Here is a 15,682-nt window from a genome sequence, read left to right on the forward strand (position 1 = left end):
GAGAAATTGTTCTGGAGTCACAAGGATGAGAAAATACTCATATCCATATTTGTTTTTTGTTACCGTCTCATCTCTCGGCGCAATATTTCTCTTTTACTGGTGGAAGGTAACGATATACAGAGCGACATTTCTCTACCCGCTCACATCCAAATACCTCATGCTTATTTCTCTGGCAGTGTCATTGTTAATTACCTTATTTCTGGTAGGTAATGGGATAATGAAAAAAAGTCCCTTCCAAACCTATCTGAAATTATTTGGTGGCATCAGCATTGCCATGGTGCTGTTTTCAGTGATCATGGTTATGGCGATAACCTGGTTCATTCCGGGTGTCCCCTCGTCCTATACCGCCACATACGTCTATGCTACAGGAAGTTCTAAAAGCTGTTCGGGGGCTGATGTTGACGATCCGGATCTCGGGACTAACATAAGAATTTGCTATCCCGAAGGTAACTACGAATATAACAACACCATCTACGTTGAGAAACGAAGTAACCTTTTAGGTGCGGTCGTGACATACGCCAGAACAACTCCATCCCGATTTTGATTAACTTACAGCGTAGAAAGCAATGCGTGATCCAGCTAAAGGTCATTCCGCGCCCCCAGGAGCCATAAGAATGCAGAAAAGAGATATACAGTGTACTCTGCGTGGACAAGCACGCCGGATGGTGATCGGAGAACCTTTCTGAACCCACGCATCGGCGGATACCGCTGTGCTCACTTTTCCCCTGAGGGACACGTGCACTCGCTAACTTATTGAGCGTTCGGTGATTTTTTATGAAGAAACTGTTTGTGCAGTTTTACCTCCTGCTGTTTGTCTGCTTTTTGGTGATGACCCTGTTGGTCGGTCTGGTATACAAATTCACCGCAGAACGCGCAGGCAGACAGTCGCTCGACGATTTGATGAAAAGCTCGTTGTACCTGATGCGCAGTGAACTACGCGAAATCCCGCCACGTGACTGGGGTAAGACGCTGAAGGAGATGGATTTAAACCTCTCATTTGACCTGCGCGTTGAACCGCTGAATAAGTACACACTGGATGCCCCAACCATGCAGCGTTTGCGCGAAGGCGATATTGTGGCACTTGACGATCAATACACCTTCATTCAACGCATTCCTCGCAGCCATTATGTGCTGGCCGTCGGTCCGGTTCCCTACCTCTATTTTCTCCATCAAATGCGCTTGCTGGACATCGCGCTGATGGCGTTTATTGCTATCTCACTGGCCTTCCCGGTACTGATCTGGATGCGCCCGCACTGGCAGGAAATGCTCAGACTCGAATCCGCCGCACAACGTTTTGGTGAAGGACATCTGAGTGAACGCCTTCATTTTGACAGCGGTTCCAGCTTTGAGCGCCTGGGCGTAGCGTTTAACCAAATGGCCGACAATATCAATGCGCTGATCGCCAGTAAAAAACAGCTCATCGATGGTATTGCCCATGAGCTTCGTACCCCGCTGGTACGTTTACGTTACCGGCTGGAAATGAGTGATAACCTCACCGAGCAGGAATCTCAGGCGCTGAATCGTGATATCGGCCAACTGGAAGCGTTGATAGAAGAGTTACTGACCTACGCCCGCCTGGATCGCCCGCAAAATGAACTGAAGCTCAGCGTACCGGACCTGCCTGCTTGGTTGACAACCCATCTGGAGGATGTGCAAAGCGTAAATCCTGACCGTGCGGTGCAATTACGTCATCTCGAAACTGGCGACTACGGCGCGTTGGATATGCGCCTGATGGAGCGGGTCCTGGATAATTTGCTGAATAATGCCCTGCGCTATTGCCAGTCAACGGTGCAAGCCAGTCTGCTGCTGAACGGCAATCAAGCCACGCTGGTAGTGGAAGACGACGGTCCCGGTATTGCACCAGACGCTCGCGAACAGGTTTTTGAACCGTTTGTACGCCTTGACCCCAGCCGTGACCGGGCGACCGGGGGTTGTGGGCTTGGGTTAGCCATCGTCCACTCAATAGCGTTGGCTATGGGAGGGACGGTCGTCTGTGATGAAAGTGAACTTGGCGGCGCCCGGTTTACTTTCTGTTGGCCCGTCTGGCATAACATTCCTGAAATTTCGGCTGCCTGACCTATTCTGCTCGGTGGCCAGGCGGTGGATGTTGTGCTATAAAAAAGTATGTTGTAACTAAAATGGTAAATCTATGGCCCGTTACGATCTCGTTGACCGCCTGAACGGCACCTTTCGCCAGATGGAACAAGAACTGGCGCTTCTGAACGAAAACCTGTTGCAGCAGACGCTGCTTATTGCCCGCGTATTCTCGTTACCGGAAGTGGTCAAAGAGGCAGAGCATGCCCCTCTGCAGAGCATTGATGTTAAGCAGCATTTAGGCAAAGAGGCTGAAGCGCTGGCACTGCGCCATTACCGTCACCTGTTTATTCAGCAGCAGTCCGAAAACCGCAGCAGCAAAGCGGCCATCCGCCTACCGGGTGTATTGTGCTACCAGGTTGATAATGCGGCGCAATGTGCTCTGGAAGAACAAATCCAGCGTATAAACCAGTTGAAAACCACCTTCGAGCGCATTGTTACAGTAGAGTCAGGGCTGGCGCCGGCCGCACGTTTCGAATGGGTGCATCGCCACCTGCCGGGGCTGATTACACTGAATGCCTATCGCACGCTCACCGTTGTCAGAGATCCTGCCACCCTGCGATTCGGCTGGGCTAACAAGCACATTATTAAAAACCTGAAACGCGATGAAGTACTGCAGCAACTGGAAAAAAGCCTGACCTCACCGCGCAGCGTACATCCCTGGACACGTGAAGAATGGCAGGCGAAGCTTGAACGCGAATATCAGGATATCGCCGCCTTACCGCAGCAGGCCCGCCTGAAAATTAAAAGGCCGGTAAAAGTGCAGCCTATTGCCCGCGTCTGGTACAAAGGAGAGCAAAAACAGGTGCAATATGCCTGCCCGACGCCACTGATTGCTTTGCTTAATAACGACAACGGTATGACCGTACCGGATATCGGCGAGTTACTGAATTACGATGCCGATAACGTTCAGCATCGCTTTAAACCTCAGGCGCAGCCGTTGAGATTGATTATTCCCCGGCTGCACCTTTACGTTGCGGATTAACTGCCTGGCCGCATGCTGCCAACCATCAGCTCCGGACGTACCCAGTTGTCGAACTCCGCTTCGGTTAGATATCCCAGCGCCAGAGCGGAGGCTTTTAGCGTCAGCCCTTCTTTATGCGCTTTTTTGGCAATTTCAGCCGCTTTATCGTAACCGATATGGGTGTTGAGCGCGGTCACCAGCATCAGCGACTCATTGAGCAGTTGATCTATTCGTTCACGGTTGGGCTCGATTCCCGTCGCGCAATGTTCATTGAAGCTTTCCATACCGTCCGCCAGCAGGCGTACCGACTGCAGGAAGTTGTGGATGACCATCGGTCGATAGACGTTGAGCTCAAAGTTACCTGACGCCCCGCCCATATTGATGGCGACATCGTTACCCATCACCTGGCAGCACAACATGGTCAGCGCTTCACACTGGGTAGGATTGACTTTACCCGGCATGATCGAGCTGCCCGGTTCATTTTCCGGAATTGAAATTTCGCCAATACCACAGCGTGGGCCAGATGCCAGCCAGCGTACATCGTTGGCGATTTTCATCAGCGACGCTGCCAGCCCTTTTAGCGCTCCGTGGGCATGAACCAGGGCATCGCAGGTGGCCAGCGCTTCAAATTTATTCGGAGCGGTAACGAACGGCGCGCAGGTAATGACCCGCAGTTCATCCGCGACCCGGCGGGCGTATTCGGGATGAGTGTTCAGTCCGGTACCTACCGCGGTTCCCCCCAACGCCAGTTCTGCCACATGCGGTAAACAGTTTTCAATGTGTCTGAGGTTATGTTCAAGCATTGCTACCCAGCCGGAAATCTCCTGGCCAAGCGTAAGTGGAGTTGCATCTTGCAGATGTGTACGACCAATTTTAACGATATCGGCGAAAGCGTGGGACTTATCACTGAGCGTTTTGGTCAACACATTTAATTGTGGGATCAAAGATTTACGCAGCGACAGCAGTGCGGCAACGTGCATTGCGGTCGGGAAGACATCGTTCGAGCTTTGGCTTTTATTGACATCATCGTTGGGGTGTACTTTTCGCTCCATCCCCCGCACACCGCCCAGCAATTCGCTGGCCCGGTTTGCCAGCACCTCGTTCATATTCATATTGCTTTGCGTGCCTGAGCCGGTTTGCCAGATGGCCAGCGGAAACTCATCGCGGTGTTTATCTGCCAACACCTCATCTGCAGCCTGCATAATAGCCCTGGCTTTATCCTCCGCCAGCAGCCCCAGATCCAGGTTAACCTTTGCCGCGGCGCGTTTCGTCAGCGCCAGCGCATGGATCAGCGAGACCGGCATTTTCTCCGTAGAGATACGAAAATGCTCCAGCGAACGTTGGGTTTGCGCGCCCCAAAGCTTATCGGCAGGAACATCAATCGCCCCCATTGAATCATTCTCGCGGCGTACCGTTACCATTACCTGCTCCTTACATTAACAGTTGATTAGGTTATGTTTCGACATTGCCCATTTGCATTGGTCTTATGAGTATTAACGAGGATAAAGCTGTCGTTTGGTGGTTCGTGCGGTAAAAAAAACCGCCCCGAAGGGCGGCTGACGTTACTTAACGCAGCGTGCGCACTGCGACGTCTGAATTTGCTTGAAGAAATCGTTGCCTTTGTCATCTACCAGGATAAATGCCGGGAAATCTTCTACTTCAATTTTCCAGATGGCTTCCATCCCGAGTTCCGGGTATTCCACGCACTCCAGGCTCTTGATACTGCCCTGAGCCAGCACCGCGGCGGGGCCGCCAATACTGCCCAAATAGAAGCCGCCATGTTTATGGCAAGCATCGGTCACCTGCTGGCTGCGATTGCCTTTCGCCAGCATAATCATGCTCCCACCAGCGGCCTGAAGCTGGTCAACATACGAGTCCATACGTCCGGCAGTGGTTGGCCCCAGCGAACCAGAGGCATAGCCTTCCGGCGTTTTTGCCGGACCTGCGTAATAGATCGGGTGATCTTTAACATACTGCGGCAAACTTTCGCCGTTATCCAGACGTTCTTTCAGTTTCGCATGCGCAATATCACGGCCAACGATAATTGTACCGTTGAGCGACAGACGCGTGGAAACCGGATACTGGGAAAGCTGAGCCAGAATCTCTTTCATCGGACGATTGAGGTCAACGCGCACCGCTTCGCCCTCTCCCGCCTGGCGCAGCTCTTCCGGTATAAATTTGCCAGGATTATGTTCCAGTTTTTCGATCCAGATACCTTCACGGTTGATCTTGGCTTTGATATTTCGATCGGCTGAGCAAGAAACGCCCATTCCAACCGGACACGACGCGCCGTGACGCGGCAGGCGGATCACGCGGATATCATGCGCGAAGTACTTCCCGCCAAACTGCGCGCCAAGCCCCAAATTCTGCGCCTCAATCAGCAGCTCTTTTTCCAGCTCTACATCGCGGAATGCCTGGCCATGTTCGTTACCTTCTGTCGGCAATTCGTCGTAGTATTTTGCAGAAGCCAGTTTGACCGTTTTCAGCGTGGCTTCTGCCGATGTTCCACCGATTACGAACGCGATATGATACGGCGGACAAGCCGCAGTGCCCAACGTACGCATTTTCTCAACCAGGTAATCTTTTAATTTGCCCGGTGTTAGCAGCGCTTTGGTTTCCTGGTACAGATAGGTTTTATTCGCCGAACCACCACCTTTGGCAATACACAGGAATTTGTATTCATCTCCGTCGACGGTATACAAATCGATTTGTGCTGGCAGGTTGGTACCGGTGTTCACCTCTTTATACATATCCAGCGCTGCGTTTTGTGAATAGCGCAGGTTGTCTTCGATGTAGGTGTTATAGACGCCTCGTGCCAGCGCCTCCTCATCGCCCCCACCGGTCCAGACACGCTGACCTTTTTTACCCACGATAATCGCAGTTCCGGTGTCCTGACAGGTCGGCAAAATGCCTTTTGCCGCGATGTCAGAGTTACGCAGGAATTGCAGGGCCACATATTTGTCGTTTTCGCTGGCCTCCGGGTCGCGCAGAATATCAGCTACCTGCTGTTGATGTGCGGGACGCAGCATAAACGACGCATCATGAAAGGCCTGACGAGCCAGCAGGGTTAAGGCTTGAGGTGCAACTTTAACAATCTCCTGCCCTTCAAATTCGGCAACAGAGACATAGTCGCTGGTCAGCAGATAGTATTCGGTATCATCCTTTTTGAGGGGGAAAGGATGCTGATAATGAAAGGGTTTGTTTGACATTGTGCTCTCACTTACTGCTCGGTCTGGTTATTCTCTGGGCAGATGTTCCATTGCCCTGCTTCCCTGCCGCAGATCCGGTTGTAGAAGGAAGAGCTTTCTGCAACCGGAATTACTCAGGGTATTAAAAGCGAGTCACCATATCCTACACATTTTTTTAACAAAAACTGAGACAAGTACGACTTTTTACATGTGCAGGTTACTTCCCTCAGGGTTTCTTGGTTTAATAGCCGTAGAAAATTCAACATTGAAACAGGGCTTGATAATGCAAAAACTCATCAACTCAGTGCAGAACTACGCCTGGGGAAGTAAAACGGCGTTAACGGAACTCTATGGCATTGCCAACCCCACTCAGCAACCGATGGCTGAGTTGTGGATGGGCGCGCATCCGAAAAGCAGTTCGCAGGTTCTGGGCGCTGACGGTCAGACGGTTGCTCTGCGCGACGTTATCGAGCACGATAAATCCGCACTGCTAGGCGATGCCGTAGCGCAACGTTTTGGTGAACTGCCCTTCCTGTTTAAAGTGCTCTGTGCTGCTCAACCGCTTTCGATTCAGGTTCATCCTAACAAGCACAATTCTGAAATTGGATTTGCCAAAGAAAACGCTGCGGGGATCCCGATGGATGCCGCCGAGCGCAACTACAAAGATCCTAACCACAAACCAGAACTGGTATTTGCTTTGACGCCTTTCCTGGCGATGAACGCATTCCGCGAGTTCTCTGACATTGTTGCATTGTTACAACCCGTTTCCGCCGCACATCCGGCTATTGCACATTTCCTGGAAGAGCCGAGTGCGGAACGTCTGAGCTATCTTTTCGCCAGCTTGCTGAATATGCAGGATGAGGAGAAATCCCATGCGTTGGCGATCCTGAAATCAGCGCTGAACAGCCAGCAGGGTGAACCCTGGCAAACCATCCGTCTGATCGCTGACGTCTACCCGAACGACAGTGGGCTCTTCTCCCCGCTGCTGCTCAATGTGGTGAAACTCAATCCAGGCGAGGCTATGTTCTTATTTGCCGAAACCCCGCACGCTTACCTGCAAGGTGTGGCGCTTGAGGTGATGGCTAACTCGGACAACGTGCTGCGTGCCGGACTGACGCCAAAATATATTGATATCCCGGAACTGGTCGCCAACGTGAAGTTTGTCGCCAAGCCAGCAAACCAGTTACTGACCACGCCGGTTGAATCTGATGGTGAACTGGACTTCCCAATCCCGGTTGACGATTTTGCGTTCTCCCTGCATGACCTTACTACCAATGGCGCAGATATCAGCCAGCAAAGTGCAGCCATTTTGTTCTGCATCGAGGGTGAAGCCGTGCTGAGCAAAGGCGAGCAACGTCTGGTTCTGCGACCGGGTGAATCGGCCTTTATTGGCGCGAATGAATCGCCGGTTAACATCAGTGGCGCAGGTCGTTTAGCCCGGGTTTATAACAAGCTATAGCAAGATACTGATATTTTTAACAACTCTTGCTAAGCTGTAGTGAGTTAAAGACATGTCACTCCTCCAGGCGTCTTCAAACGCCTGGTTTTATTTTATGGATATCGAAATGAAAAAATCGCTGGTAGCTGCGGGTGTGGTGGTTGCGCTGGGTATCGTCTGGACGGGCGGCGCCTGGTACACAGGTAAGAAACTTGAAACGCATCTCGCCGAGATGGTGACACAGGCAAACGATCAGTTAAAACGTTTCTCCCCTGAGGCGGGCATTGAACTGAGTTATCAAAACTACCAGCGCGGGGTGTTCAATAGCCAACTGCAATTGGTGGTGAAACCAATCGCCGGGCAGGCAGATTCCTGGCTAAAACCGGGGCAAAGTATCGTCCTGAATGAAACCGTCGATCACGGTCCATTCCCGCTGGCTCAGTTGAAATCACTGAATCTGGTCCCGGCTATGGCCTCCGTGAAAACGACGCTGGTCAATAACGACGTTACCAAACCGCTGTTTGATATTGCTAAAGGTGAGTCGCCATTTGTCATTAACTCCCGTATCAGCTACAGCGGCGATACCCGTTCCGATCTCTCCCTCAAACCACTGAACTATGAGAAAGGCGACGAAAAAGTAGCCTTCAGTGGCGGGGAATTCCAGTTTACAGCAGACAAAGAAGGTAATGCTGTCTCGCTGACAGGCAATGCGCAAAGCGGCGTGGTCAATGCGGTCAACGAGTATGACCAGAAAGTACAAATGACTTTCAATAACCTGAAAACTGAGGGTTCCAGCAGTATTGCCAGCTTTGGTGAGCGCATCGGCGACCAAAAATTGTCACTCGATAAACTGTCGATTTCCGTCGAAGGTAAAGAGTTGGCGGTACTGGAAGGCATGGGTATTGATGGCAAATCCGATCTGATCAACGAGGGTAAAACTGTCAACAGCCAGCTGGATTACACGCTGAACAGCCTGAAATTGCAGGGTCAGGATATGGGTAGCGGTAAACTGACGCTGAAAGTTGGCCAGATTGACGGTGAAGCATTACACCAGTTCAGTCAGCAGTATAGCGCCCAAACCAAGGCGCTGATGGCGCAGATTGATGTGGTACAAAATCCTGAGCTTTATCAGCAAAAAGTCACTGAAGCCTTCTTCAATGCGCTGCCGATTCTGATGAAAGGCGAGCCGGTTATCACCATTGCCCCGCTGAGCTGGAAAAATGCAAAAGGTGAAACTGCATTTAATCTGTCACTGCTGCTAAAAGATCCGACAGCAAATACTGAGGAACCACAAACGCTGGCTCAGGAAGTGGATCGTTCGGTCAAATCACTGGATGCTAAGCTGACGATTCCGGTTGATATGGCGACTGAGTTCATGACGCAGATTGCCAAAATTGAAGGCTATCAGCAGGAACAAGCGGCCGATCTGGCGAAACAACAGGTGAATGGCCTGGCGGCAATGGGTCAGATGTTCCGGATTACAACGATGCAGGACAACGTCATCGGCTCCAGCCTGCAATACGCAAACGGCCAGGTTACCTTAAACGGACAAAAAATGTCGCTGGATGAGTTTGTTGGCATGTTCGGTATGCCTTCTCTCGGCGAACCGGATGCCCCGGCTATTCCGCAACAGTAAATACGCGTGACAACAGGCCCGATAACCGTGTGTTTATCGGGCCTTTTTTATTTTGCCACCACCAGACGGGCGGAAAGCGTTAAGTTACGCGAATGACCATCATCGTGCCCAATGCGCTGTAGCATGCGCTCAGCAAGGGTATATCCCATTTCACGCGCGGGCGTACAGGCCCAAATAATGGGGATATCGTCCAGTGCATTTTCCGCTACATCGGCAAATCCAGCTAACGAGACCTGCTGTTCGAAGTAGCGATCTACGCCAATTTCACCACTCTGACGCCCTGCTCTCATCAGGCCAAACCAGGCGCCAACGGCTATGGTTTCGTTGTAGCACACCACTGCGCTGATCGTTGGGTTACGACGTAATAGCGCGGTCACCTCCTCTGCGGCCTGCTTTTGGCTGGATGAGCACTCCAGCACCCAGTCGCTATGAAACGGTAAACCATACTTTAGCAACGTCGTACAATAGCCGCCGACACGCTCTGCACGGGTCAATGAAGAACTCTGTCCCCCCAACCACGCGATGCGCTGATGTCCATGGCGTATCAGATGTTCAACCAGCAATTGCGCTGCCTGCATGTTGTCAGGCCTGACGGTGTCGACGTCATCCAGGTAGCTGGCCCGAGACGCAAACACTACCGGAATCCCCTTATCGGCGGCCAGTTGTTGTAGGTCGTCGCTACTGCCGGCAGCCCCGGCGATCACCACACCATCAACCCCTTGATTAAGCAGCATAGCGAAACGCTGCGCCAGCTGTTCGCCATCTCTGCCACCATGTAATAAAAAGACCATGCGCCCCTGCGCTTCTAAAGCTTCCGTCAGACCCGCCGTCAACTCGGCGTAAAACGGGGTGGAAAGGTCGCGCACGATCAAACCAATTACCCCGCTCTGCCCGCCACGCAGCGCTGATGCCTGGCGATTACGCACAAACCCCAGTTGCTCAATAGCGGCATTCACCCGTTCGCCGGTCGCGGATGAAATACGGCCTTTTCCACTGAGCACCAATGAGACGGTACTAACCGAAACGCCCGCGGCCAGCGCAACATCATGGATGGTTATTTTTTTGGCTATAGCCATAAAAACGGAAAACTCCCTGATAACGTGACGGATAAAACGTTTTATCAATCACATATATTTATACGCCCTATTATCGTTCGATAATGTGATTTATACCGCACTAAAATTAGGTAAAACGTTTTATCTTCTCGCCATCATTAGTCAGCTAGCTTTTACGAGGAGTCGTTTGATGACGACGAGAACCACACCAAAAATTACGTTATGGGAATTTTTCCAGCAGTTGGGCAAAACCTTTATGCTGCCCGTGGCTCTGCTCTCATTCTGCGGGATCATGTTAGGGATCGGCAGCTCGTTAAGTAGTCATGATGTCTTAACGCTGATTCCGGCATTGGGTAATCCGGTACTGCAGGCTATTTTTACCTGGATGAGCAAAGTAGGCTCATTTGCGTTTAGCTTCTTACCGGTGATGTTCTGTATTGCCATACCTCTCGGCCTGGCCCGCGAGAACAAAGGCGTAGCGGCATTTGCCGGTTTTGTTGGTTATGCGGTGATGAACCTTGCCGTCAACTTCTGGTTAACCGCGAAAGGTATCTTGCCTACCACGGATGCCACGATCCTGAAGGCTAACAACGTACAGAATATCCTGGGGATCCAGTCGATCGACACCGGGATCCTCGGCGCTGTTATTGCCGGGATCATCGTCTGGATGCTGCATGAACGTTTCCACAACATTCGCCTGCCGGATGCACTGGCCTTCTTCGGCGGTACCCGCTTTGTACCAATTATCTCTTCGGTGGTGATGGGACTGGTCGGCCTGGTCATTCCCCTGGTTTGGCCGGTTTTCGCCATGGGCATTAACGGGCTCGGCCACATCATCAACAGCGCGGGCGAATTTGGTCCAATGCTGTTTGGTACCGGTGAACGTCTGCTGCTGCCGTTTGGTCTGCATCATATTCTGGTGGCGCTCATTCGCTTCACCGAAGCTGGCGGCACGCAGGAAGTCTGCGGTCACAGCGTGAGCGGCGCACTGACTATTTTCCAGGCTCAACTGAGCTGCCCGACAACACAAGGTTTCTCTGAAAGCGCAACCCGCTTCCTGTCGCAGGGTAAAATGCCGGCGTTCCTCGGTGGTTTGCCGGGGGCAGCGCTCGCTATGTACCACTGTGCTCGCCCTGAAAATCGTCATAAAATTAAAGGGCTGTTAATTTCTGGTCTCATTGCCTGCGTGATCGGCGGTACAACCGAACCCCTCGAGTTCTTATTCCTGTTCGTTGCCCCTGTTTTGTATGTAATCCACGCCCTGCTGACCGGTCTTGGTTTCACCGTGATGGCGGTGTTAGGCGTCACCATCGGCAACACGGACGGTAACCTGATTGACTTTGTGGTATTCGGCATCCTGCACGGACTCTCTACCAAGTGGTATTTGGTCCCTGTCGTGGCTGCGATCTGGTTCGCGGTGTACTACGTGATCTTCCGTTTCGCCATCACACGCTTCAATCTGAAGACCCCGGGTCGGGACGTCGAAATTGCCAGCAATATCGAAAAAGTCATGGCGGGAGCACCGGGTAAATCCGGTTACAACGTCCCTGCCATTCTGGCGGCGCTGGGCGGTGCGGAAAACATTGTCAGCCTTGATAACTGCATTACCCGTCTGCGCTTGTCAGTGAAGGATATGTCGCTTGTGAACGTACAGGCACTGAAGGACAATCGCGCCATTGGCGTAGTGCAACTCAATCAGCATAATCTTCAGGTTGTTATTGGTCCGCAGGTCCAGTCAGTGAAAGACGAGATCGCAGTTCTGATGAACACCGTACAGGCTTAAGGACAACAATATGTTTGATTTTTCAAAAGTTGTGGACAGGCATGGTACCTGGTGTACCCAGTGGGATTACGTTGCCGACCGTTTTGGTTCAGCCGACCTGCTGCCGTTCACCATCTCCGATATGGATTTTGCCACCGCCCCCTGCATTCTGGAGGCGCTGGCTCAGCGCCTGTCACATGGCGTTTTGGGTTACAGTCGCTGGAAAAATGATGAATTTCTGGCGGCGATTAGCCACTGGTTTCTATCGCGTCATAATACCCAAATCGATCCTCAGTCGCTGGTTTATGGCCCCTCGGTCATCTATATGGTATCGGAGCTGATCCGCCAGTGGTCTTCTGCGGGTGATGCGGTGGTTATTCATACGCCGGCTTACGACGCGTTTTACAAAGCGATTGAAGGTAATCAGCGTCAGGTATGCGCTGTCGGACTTGAAAAACGCGCTGACGGTTGGTTTTGCGACATGGTTGCACTAGAAAAAGCTTTGTCCCGGCCTGAAAGCAAAATTCTCCTGCTTTGCAGCCCGCACAACCCAACCGGTAAGGTGTGGACGCGCGATGAACTGGAAACCATGGCGGAGCTGTGTCAGCGCCACGGTGTAAAAGTCATCTCTGATGAGATCCATATGGATATGGTATGGGCAGACCAGCCACACATCCCGTGGAGTAACGTCGCGCGCGACAGTTGGGCGCTGTTCACTTCCGGTTCAAAGAGCTTCAATATTCCGGCATTAACCGGGGCTTACGGGATTATTGAGGATGAGCAGAGTCGAAACGATTACCTCAGTGCGTTAAAGGGTCGGGATGGTCTTTCCTCACCTGCAGTGCTCGCGCTTAGCGCACATATCGCAGCCTACCAACAGGGCGCTAGCTGGCTTGATGCGCTGCGGGATTATCTTGCCAGTAACCTGCATTACATCGCGCACGAGCTGAATGACGCATTCCCCGAACTGAACTGGCAGGTTCCGCAATCCACCTATCTGGCATGGATTGACTTGCGTCCACTCAACCTTGATGACCACGCACTGCAGGAAGCACTCATCCATCAGCAGAAAGTCGCCATCATGCCCGGATACACATACGGAGAAGAAGGACGCGGTTTTGTGCGCCTCAATGCCGGATGTCCACGTTCCAAACTTGAAAAAGGCGTTCAGGGGTTGATTAACGCCATCCGCACAATACGTTAAATAGTCTTGCGCAATGAAGAACTCATTGCGCAACTCCTTATATAAAAAAACAAATCTGTTTTTTATCGTTTTTTTAAATACCAATTCCCCCCTGACTTTTCCTGCCAGTCAAAATTAACAGCAATAAAAATCAAAAAGACAAAATACAAAGCTGAGAAGATAGCCGAAATATAGCGCTGTTTTATATACATAAAAATCATGAATACAACACAAATAAACATTCACAAAAAGAATTTAACTTTTTTTTTACTCCTGTCCCTAACGACATCCATTTTTCTTTGGTATATCCCTTTTAGTAATCAGCGTTATAGCCTCTCTTTTTACCCGGTTATTGCAACCTTTGCTGGTGTATTGCACATTCAGACGGGGTGCTTTATGACGATGAATTACATGAGTTATCGGCGCAAAAAATATCTTTTACCCCTGGCCTGCGCGTTTTATTTCTCGGGGGTTTTCTTATTTCTTGCGCTCTATATTTATTTTTATAAAAACGGCCTTCCTGGTGTCATCTACAATGACATTGCTGTTTTATACTTTATGAGGAACATGTTAATTACGGGGTTGTTTTTTGCAACATACTATTTATATACGTTTAAAAATAAAAAAGAAAAACATGGTAAAACAGTTATTTACGCCACTTATTTATGGTGCATGTTGCATCTGGTAATGGCTATCCTCTACTCCATCCGTATTACGCCAATATCGTTTCAGTTGGTTGACACAGAAACGTTTGAATGGCTTAGACCCTGGCGTGGTAGCTTTATTTATGTCCTCATTATCTTGTGGACCTGTATCGTTTTATTAGGGGCAAAATTAACCCGGCTAAAAACACAGTTTTGGGTAAGTATGTCACTGGTTGCCCTGAGCAATCTGTTAAGTGTCATCATTATGCTGAAGTACACGCATATAGACTCCGCTGGATGGTATCTCGCCAGAGGCCTGGAGTGCCTTAGCGCAATGGCCGTGATGATCGTGCTCATGTCTGATATTTTCAAGCGCTACAAAGCCTCACGTCAGGCCTATGAATTATCCTATGAAAATTCAGTCCGCGACCCGATGACCAGACTTTTCAACCGTGGCTATTTTTATAACGCACTCAGCAATGAGATTAAAATGACAGCGCCCCATAAACCCCTGAGCATTGTCTTTTGCGACATTGATTTCTTTAAGTCGGTCAATGACACCTGGGGACATTTGCAGGGTGACAGAGTGATAATCAAACTGTCAGAAATTATGCAGCGACTGAGTCGGCGTAACGACATCGTGGCACGCATTGGCGGAGAAGAGTTTGCTATTCTGCTACCTGAAACTAACGCTGATGCAGCATTTAACATCGCAGAGCGAATCAGAAAACACGTAGAACAACAAACTCAGGCCACGACTAAAGGTGATTTTCCACGCATCATCACCATCAGCCTGGGTATCGTAACCTCGGTTGATAACCGTTCAGCCCCCGAACAACTTGCTGATTGCGCAGACCGCGCCCTGTATATGGCAAAAAACCGAGGCCGTAATTGCGTTGTGGCTTATTCTGGCGAAGAAGTTTAATAGCAAAGGAAAAGATCACCACCAGGGCGATCTTTTCCTCATGATCAGTTGGTAATTTTCATGTGCAGCTGGAATGCGTTGGTTTTCCCCTCATCCTTCGCCGCGCCTTTTTGATATATTCTGATGGTATACTTACCGCTGGCAGGCAGCGTATTTTTATAAGTGTCACCACTCATCATGCCATCAAAAATGAATTGTTCGCCCGGTGCAATAATACTCATGAAAGGATGAGGCCAGGCGCTTTTCAGAACTGCTTGCATGGTCTGCCCTTTTTTGGCGACAAACGTATAATCTTTTGTTTTATCACCCGTAATTGTCCCCTTGATATCTGCGCCACTGGTACCTTTCTTAAACTGGATTACATGCGTTTCATCCGCTTTATACGCCGCATGCGCAGGCACAGTTGCCAGCAGCAAACTTCCACAGAACATTGTACTGACAATTAGCTTTACACTTTTCACTTTATTAATACCCTCAGTCGTTATTGTGTTTTTATAACATACCTTGCAGCACATTCATAAACTGGAAAGTGTCCATTTTTCGCTATTAGCAATGTTATTCAATAAATATCCGAATGAAATAACACTGACAGACAGTAATTAAATAAAAACGAGGTAAATAATCTTAAATTAAAATCATTTTATTACACACATGCTGCAGGAAATGCGTTATTGCTTACTTTACGCCCGTCTTACCACCGCAAGGCAAAAGCATCGTGATACGGTCTCAAGGATCAGGGAGTCGGAACACCACTCTGTTAGTACGCTAACAGCATGGTCAACAATTTGGCGAT

At 50.3% G+C, this 15,682-nt stretch carries 12 protein-coding genes; 8 read left to right on the forward strand and 4 right to left on the reverse strand.

The genetic code is table 11. The features are described 5' to 3' along the window. Positions 1-25: 25 nt before the first annotated feature. The 3 genes from OGX83_RS22780 (at position 26) to tus (ending at position 3,079) form a co-directional block, all read left to right on the forward strand. Positions 26-544: a hypothetical protein gene (locus tag OGX83_RS22780; protein WP_103014909.1), complete on the forward strand. Its 519-nt coding sequence runs from the start codon at positions 26-28 to the stop codon at positions 542-544. 230 nt (positions 545-774) lie between these two features. Then, positions 775-2,076 carry a two-component system sensor histidine kinase RstB gene (rstB, locus tag OGX83_RS07030; RefSeq protein WP_103285163.1) on the forward strand — a complete coding sequence of 434 codons (1,302 nt, stop codon included), beginning with the start codon at positions 775-777 and terminating at the stop codon, positions 2,074-2,076. Between the two features lie 73 nt (positions 2,077-2,149). Further along, the gene (gene tus, locus OGX83_RS07035; RefSeq protein ID WP_286587665.1) at positions 2,150-3,079 is read left to right on the forward strand and encodes a DNA replication terminus site-binding protein; all 930 of its coding nucleotides are present in this window, start codon (positions 2,150-2,152) and stop codon (positions 3,077-3,079) included. Here tus and fumC read toward each other — a convergent pair. Together fumC and fumB are read right to left on the reverse strand one after the other, a co-directional pair. After that, the gene (fumC, locus tag OGX83_RS07040) at positions 3,076-4,479 is read right to left on the reverse strand and encodes a class II fumarate hydratase (RefSeq protein WP_286587667.1); all 1,404 of its coding nucleotides are present in this window, start codon (positions 4,477-4,479) and stop codon (positions 3,076-3,078) included. The two genes, tus and fumC, sit on opposite strands and share 4 nt — an antisense overlap. A gap of 141 nt (positions 4,480-4,620) precedes the next feature. Then, positions 4,621-6,267, reverse strand: a complete 1,647-nt coding sequence (fumB, locus tag OGX83_RS07045; RefSeq protein WP_008784695.1) for a class I fumarate hydratase — start codon at positions 6,265-6,267, stop codon at positions 4,621-4,623. A 262-nt stretch (positions 6,268-6,529) separates the two neighbouring features. Here fumB and manA point away from each other — a divergent pair, with 262 nt between their 5' ends. After that, positions 6,530-7,705, forward strand: coding sequence for a mannose-6-phosphate isomerase (gene manA / locus OGX83_RS07050; protein ID WP_032943354.1), 1,176 nt, complete (start codon positions 6,530-6,532; stop codon positions 7,703-7,705). A 106-nt stretch (positions 7,706-7,811) separates the two neighbouring features. Further along, on the forward strand, positions 7,812-9,320 hold the full coding sequence (locus OGX83_RS07055) for a YdgA family protein (protein WP_060683731.1): 1,509 nt from the start codon (positions 7,812-7,814) through the stop codon (positions 9,318-9,320). Between the two features lie 47 nt (positions 9,321-9,367). Here OGX83_RS07055 and OGX83_RS07060 read toward each other — a convergent pair whose 3' ends face one another. Next, positions 9,368-10,396, reverse strand: a complete 1,029-nt coding sequence (locus OGX83_RS07060) for a Mal regulon transcriptional regulator MalI (RefSeq protein WP_125363523.1) — start codon at positions 10,394-10,396, stop codon at positions 9,368-9,370. Positions 10,397-10,565: 169 nt separating this feature from the next. Between OGX83_RS07060 and malX the strand changes: the two genes are divergently transcribed. The 3 genes from malX to OGX83_RS07075 all read left to right on the forward strand — a co-directional run bounded on the left by malX (position 10,566) and on the right by OGX83_RS07075 (position 14,889). Further along, a complete protein-coding gene (gene malX, locus OGX83_RS07065) occupies positions 10,566-12,158 on the forward strand; it encodes a maltose/glucose-specific PTS transporter subunit IIBC (RefSeq protein ID WP_191219412.1) in 1,593 nt (530 codons plus the stop codon). A 10-nt stretch (positions 12,159-12,168) separates the two neighbouring features. Then, positions 12,169-13,341, forward strand: coding sequence for a MalY/PatB family protein (locus OGX83_RS07070; RefSeq protein WP_060682248.1), 1,173 nt, complete (start codon positions 12,169-12,171; stop codon positions 13,339-13,341). 198 nt (positions 13,342-13,539) lie between these two features. Further along, on the forward strand, positions 13,540-14,889 hold the full coding sequence (locus OGX83_RS07075) for a sensor domain-containing diguanylate cyclase (protein ID WP_071446494.1): 1,350 nt from the start codon (positions 13,540-13,542) through the stop codon (positions 14,887-14,889). A gap of 44 nt (positions 14,890-14,933) precedes the next feature. Here OGX83_RS07075 and OGX83_RS07080 read toward each other — a convergent pair whose 3' ends face one another. Then, entirely contained in the window at positions 14,934-15,350 is a 417-nt protein-coding gene (locus OGX83_RS07080; RefSeq protein ID WP_048235434.1) for a hypothetical protein, read from the reverse strand. Between the last annotated feature and the right edge of the window lie 332 nt (positions 15,351-15,682).

This window comes from Citrobacter sp. Cpo074, assembly GCF_030332745.1.
Taxonomy (GTDB): Bacteria; Pseudomonadota; Gammaproteobacteria; order Enterobacterales; family Enterobacteriaceae; genus Citrobacter; species Citrobacter portucalensis.

What these genes read in the sequence shown, in the direction of transcription:
- rstB (WP_103285163.1), top strand. Translation starts at nt 775, where the DNA reads ATGAAGAAACTGTTTGTGCAGTTTTACCTCCTGCTGTTTGTCTGCTTT.
- OGX83_RS07060 (WP_125363523.1), bottom strand. Translation starts at nt 10,396, where the DNA reads ATGGCTATAGCCAAAAAAATAACCATCCATGATGTTGCGCTGGCCGCG.
- fumC (WP_286587667.1), bottom strand. Translation starts at nt 4,479, where the DNA reads ATGGTAACGGTACGCCGCGAGAATGATTCAATGGGGGCGATTGATGTT.
- fumB (WP_008784695.1), bottom strand. Translation starts at nt 6,267, where the DNA reads ATGTCAAACAAACCCTTTCATTATCAGCATCCTTTCCCCCTCAAAAAG.
- OGX83_RS07055 (WP_060683731.1), top strand. Translation starts at nt 7,812, where the DNA reads ATGAAAAAATCGCTGGTAGCTGCGGGTGTGGTGGTTGCGCTGGGTATC.
- tus (WP_286587665.1), top strand. Translation starts at nt 2,150, where the DNA reads ATGGCCCGTTACGATCTCGTTGACCGCCTGAACGGCACCTTTCGCCAG.
- manA (WP_032943354.1), top strand. Translation starts at nt 6,530, where the DNA reads ATGCAAAAACTCATCAACTCAGTGCAGAACTACGCCTGGGGAAGTAAA.
- OGX83_RS07075 (WP_071446494.1), top strand. Translation starts at nt 13,540, where the DNA reads ATGAATACAACACAAATAAACATTCACAAAAAGAATTTAACTTTTTTT.
- OGX83_RS07070 (WP_060682248.1), top strand. Translation starts at nt 12,169, where the DNA reads ATGTTTGATTTTTCAAAAGTTGTGGACAGGCATGGTACCTGGTGTACC.
- OGX83_RS22780 (WP_103014909.1), top strand. Translation starts at nt 26, where the DNA reads ATGAGAAAATACTCATATCCATATTTGTTTTTTGTTACCGTCTCATCT.
- malX (WP_191219412.1), top strand. Translation starts at nt 10,566, where the DNA reads ATGACGACGAGAACCACACCAAAAATTACGTTATGGGAATTTTTCCAG.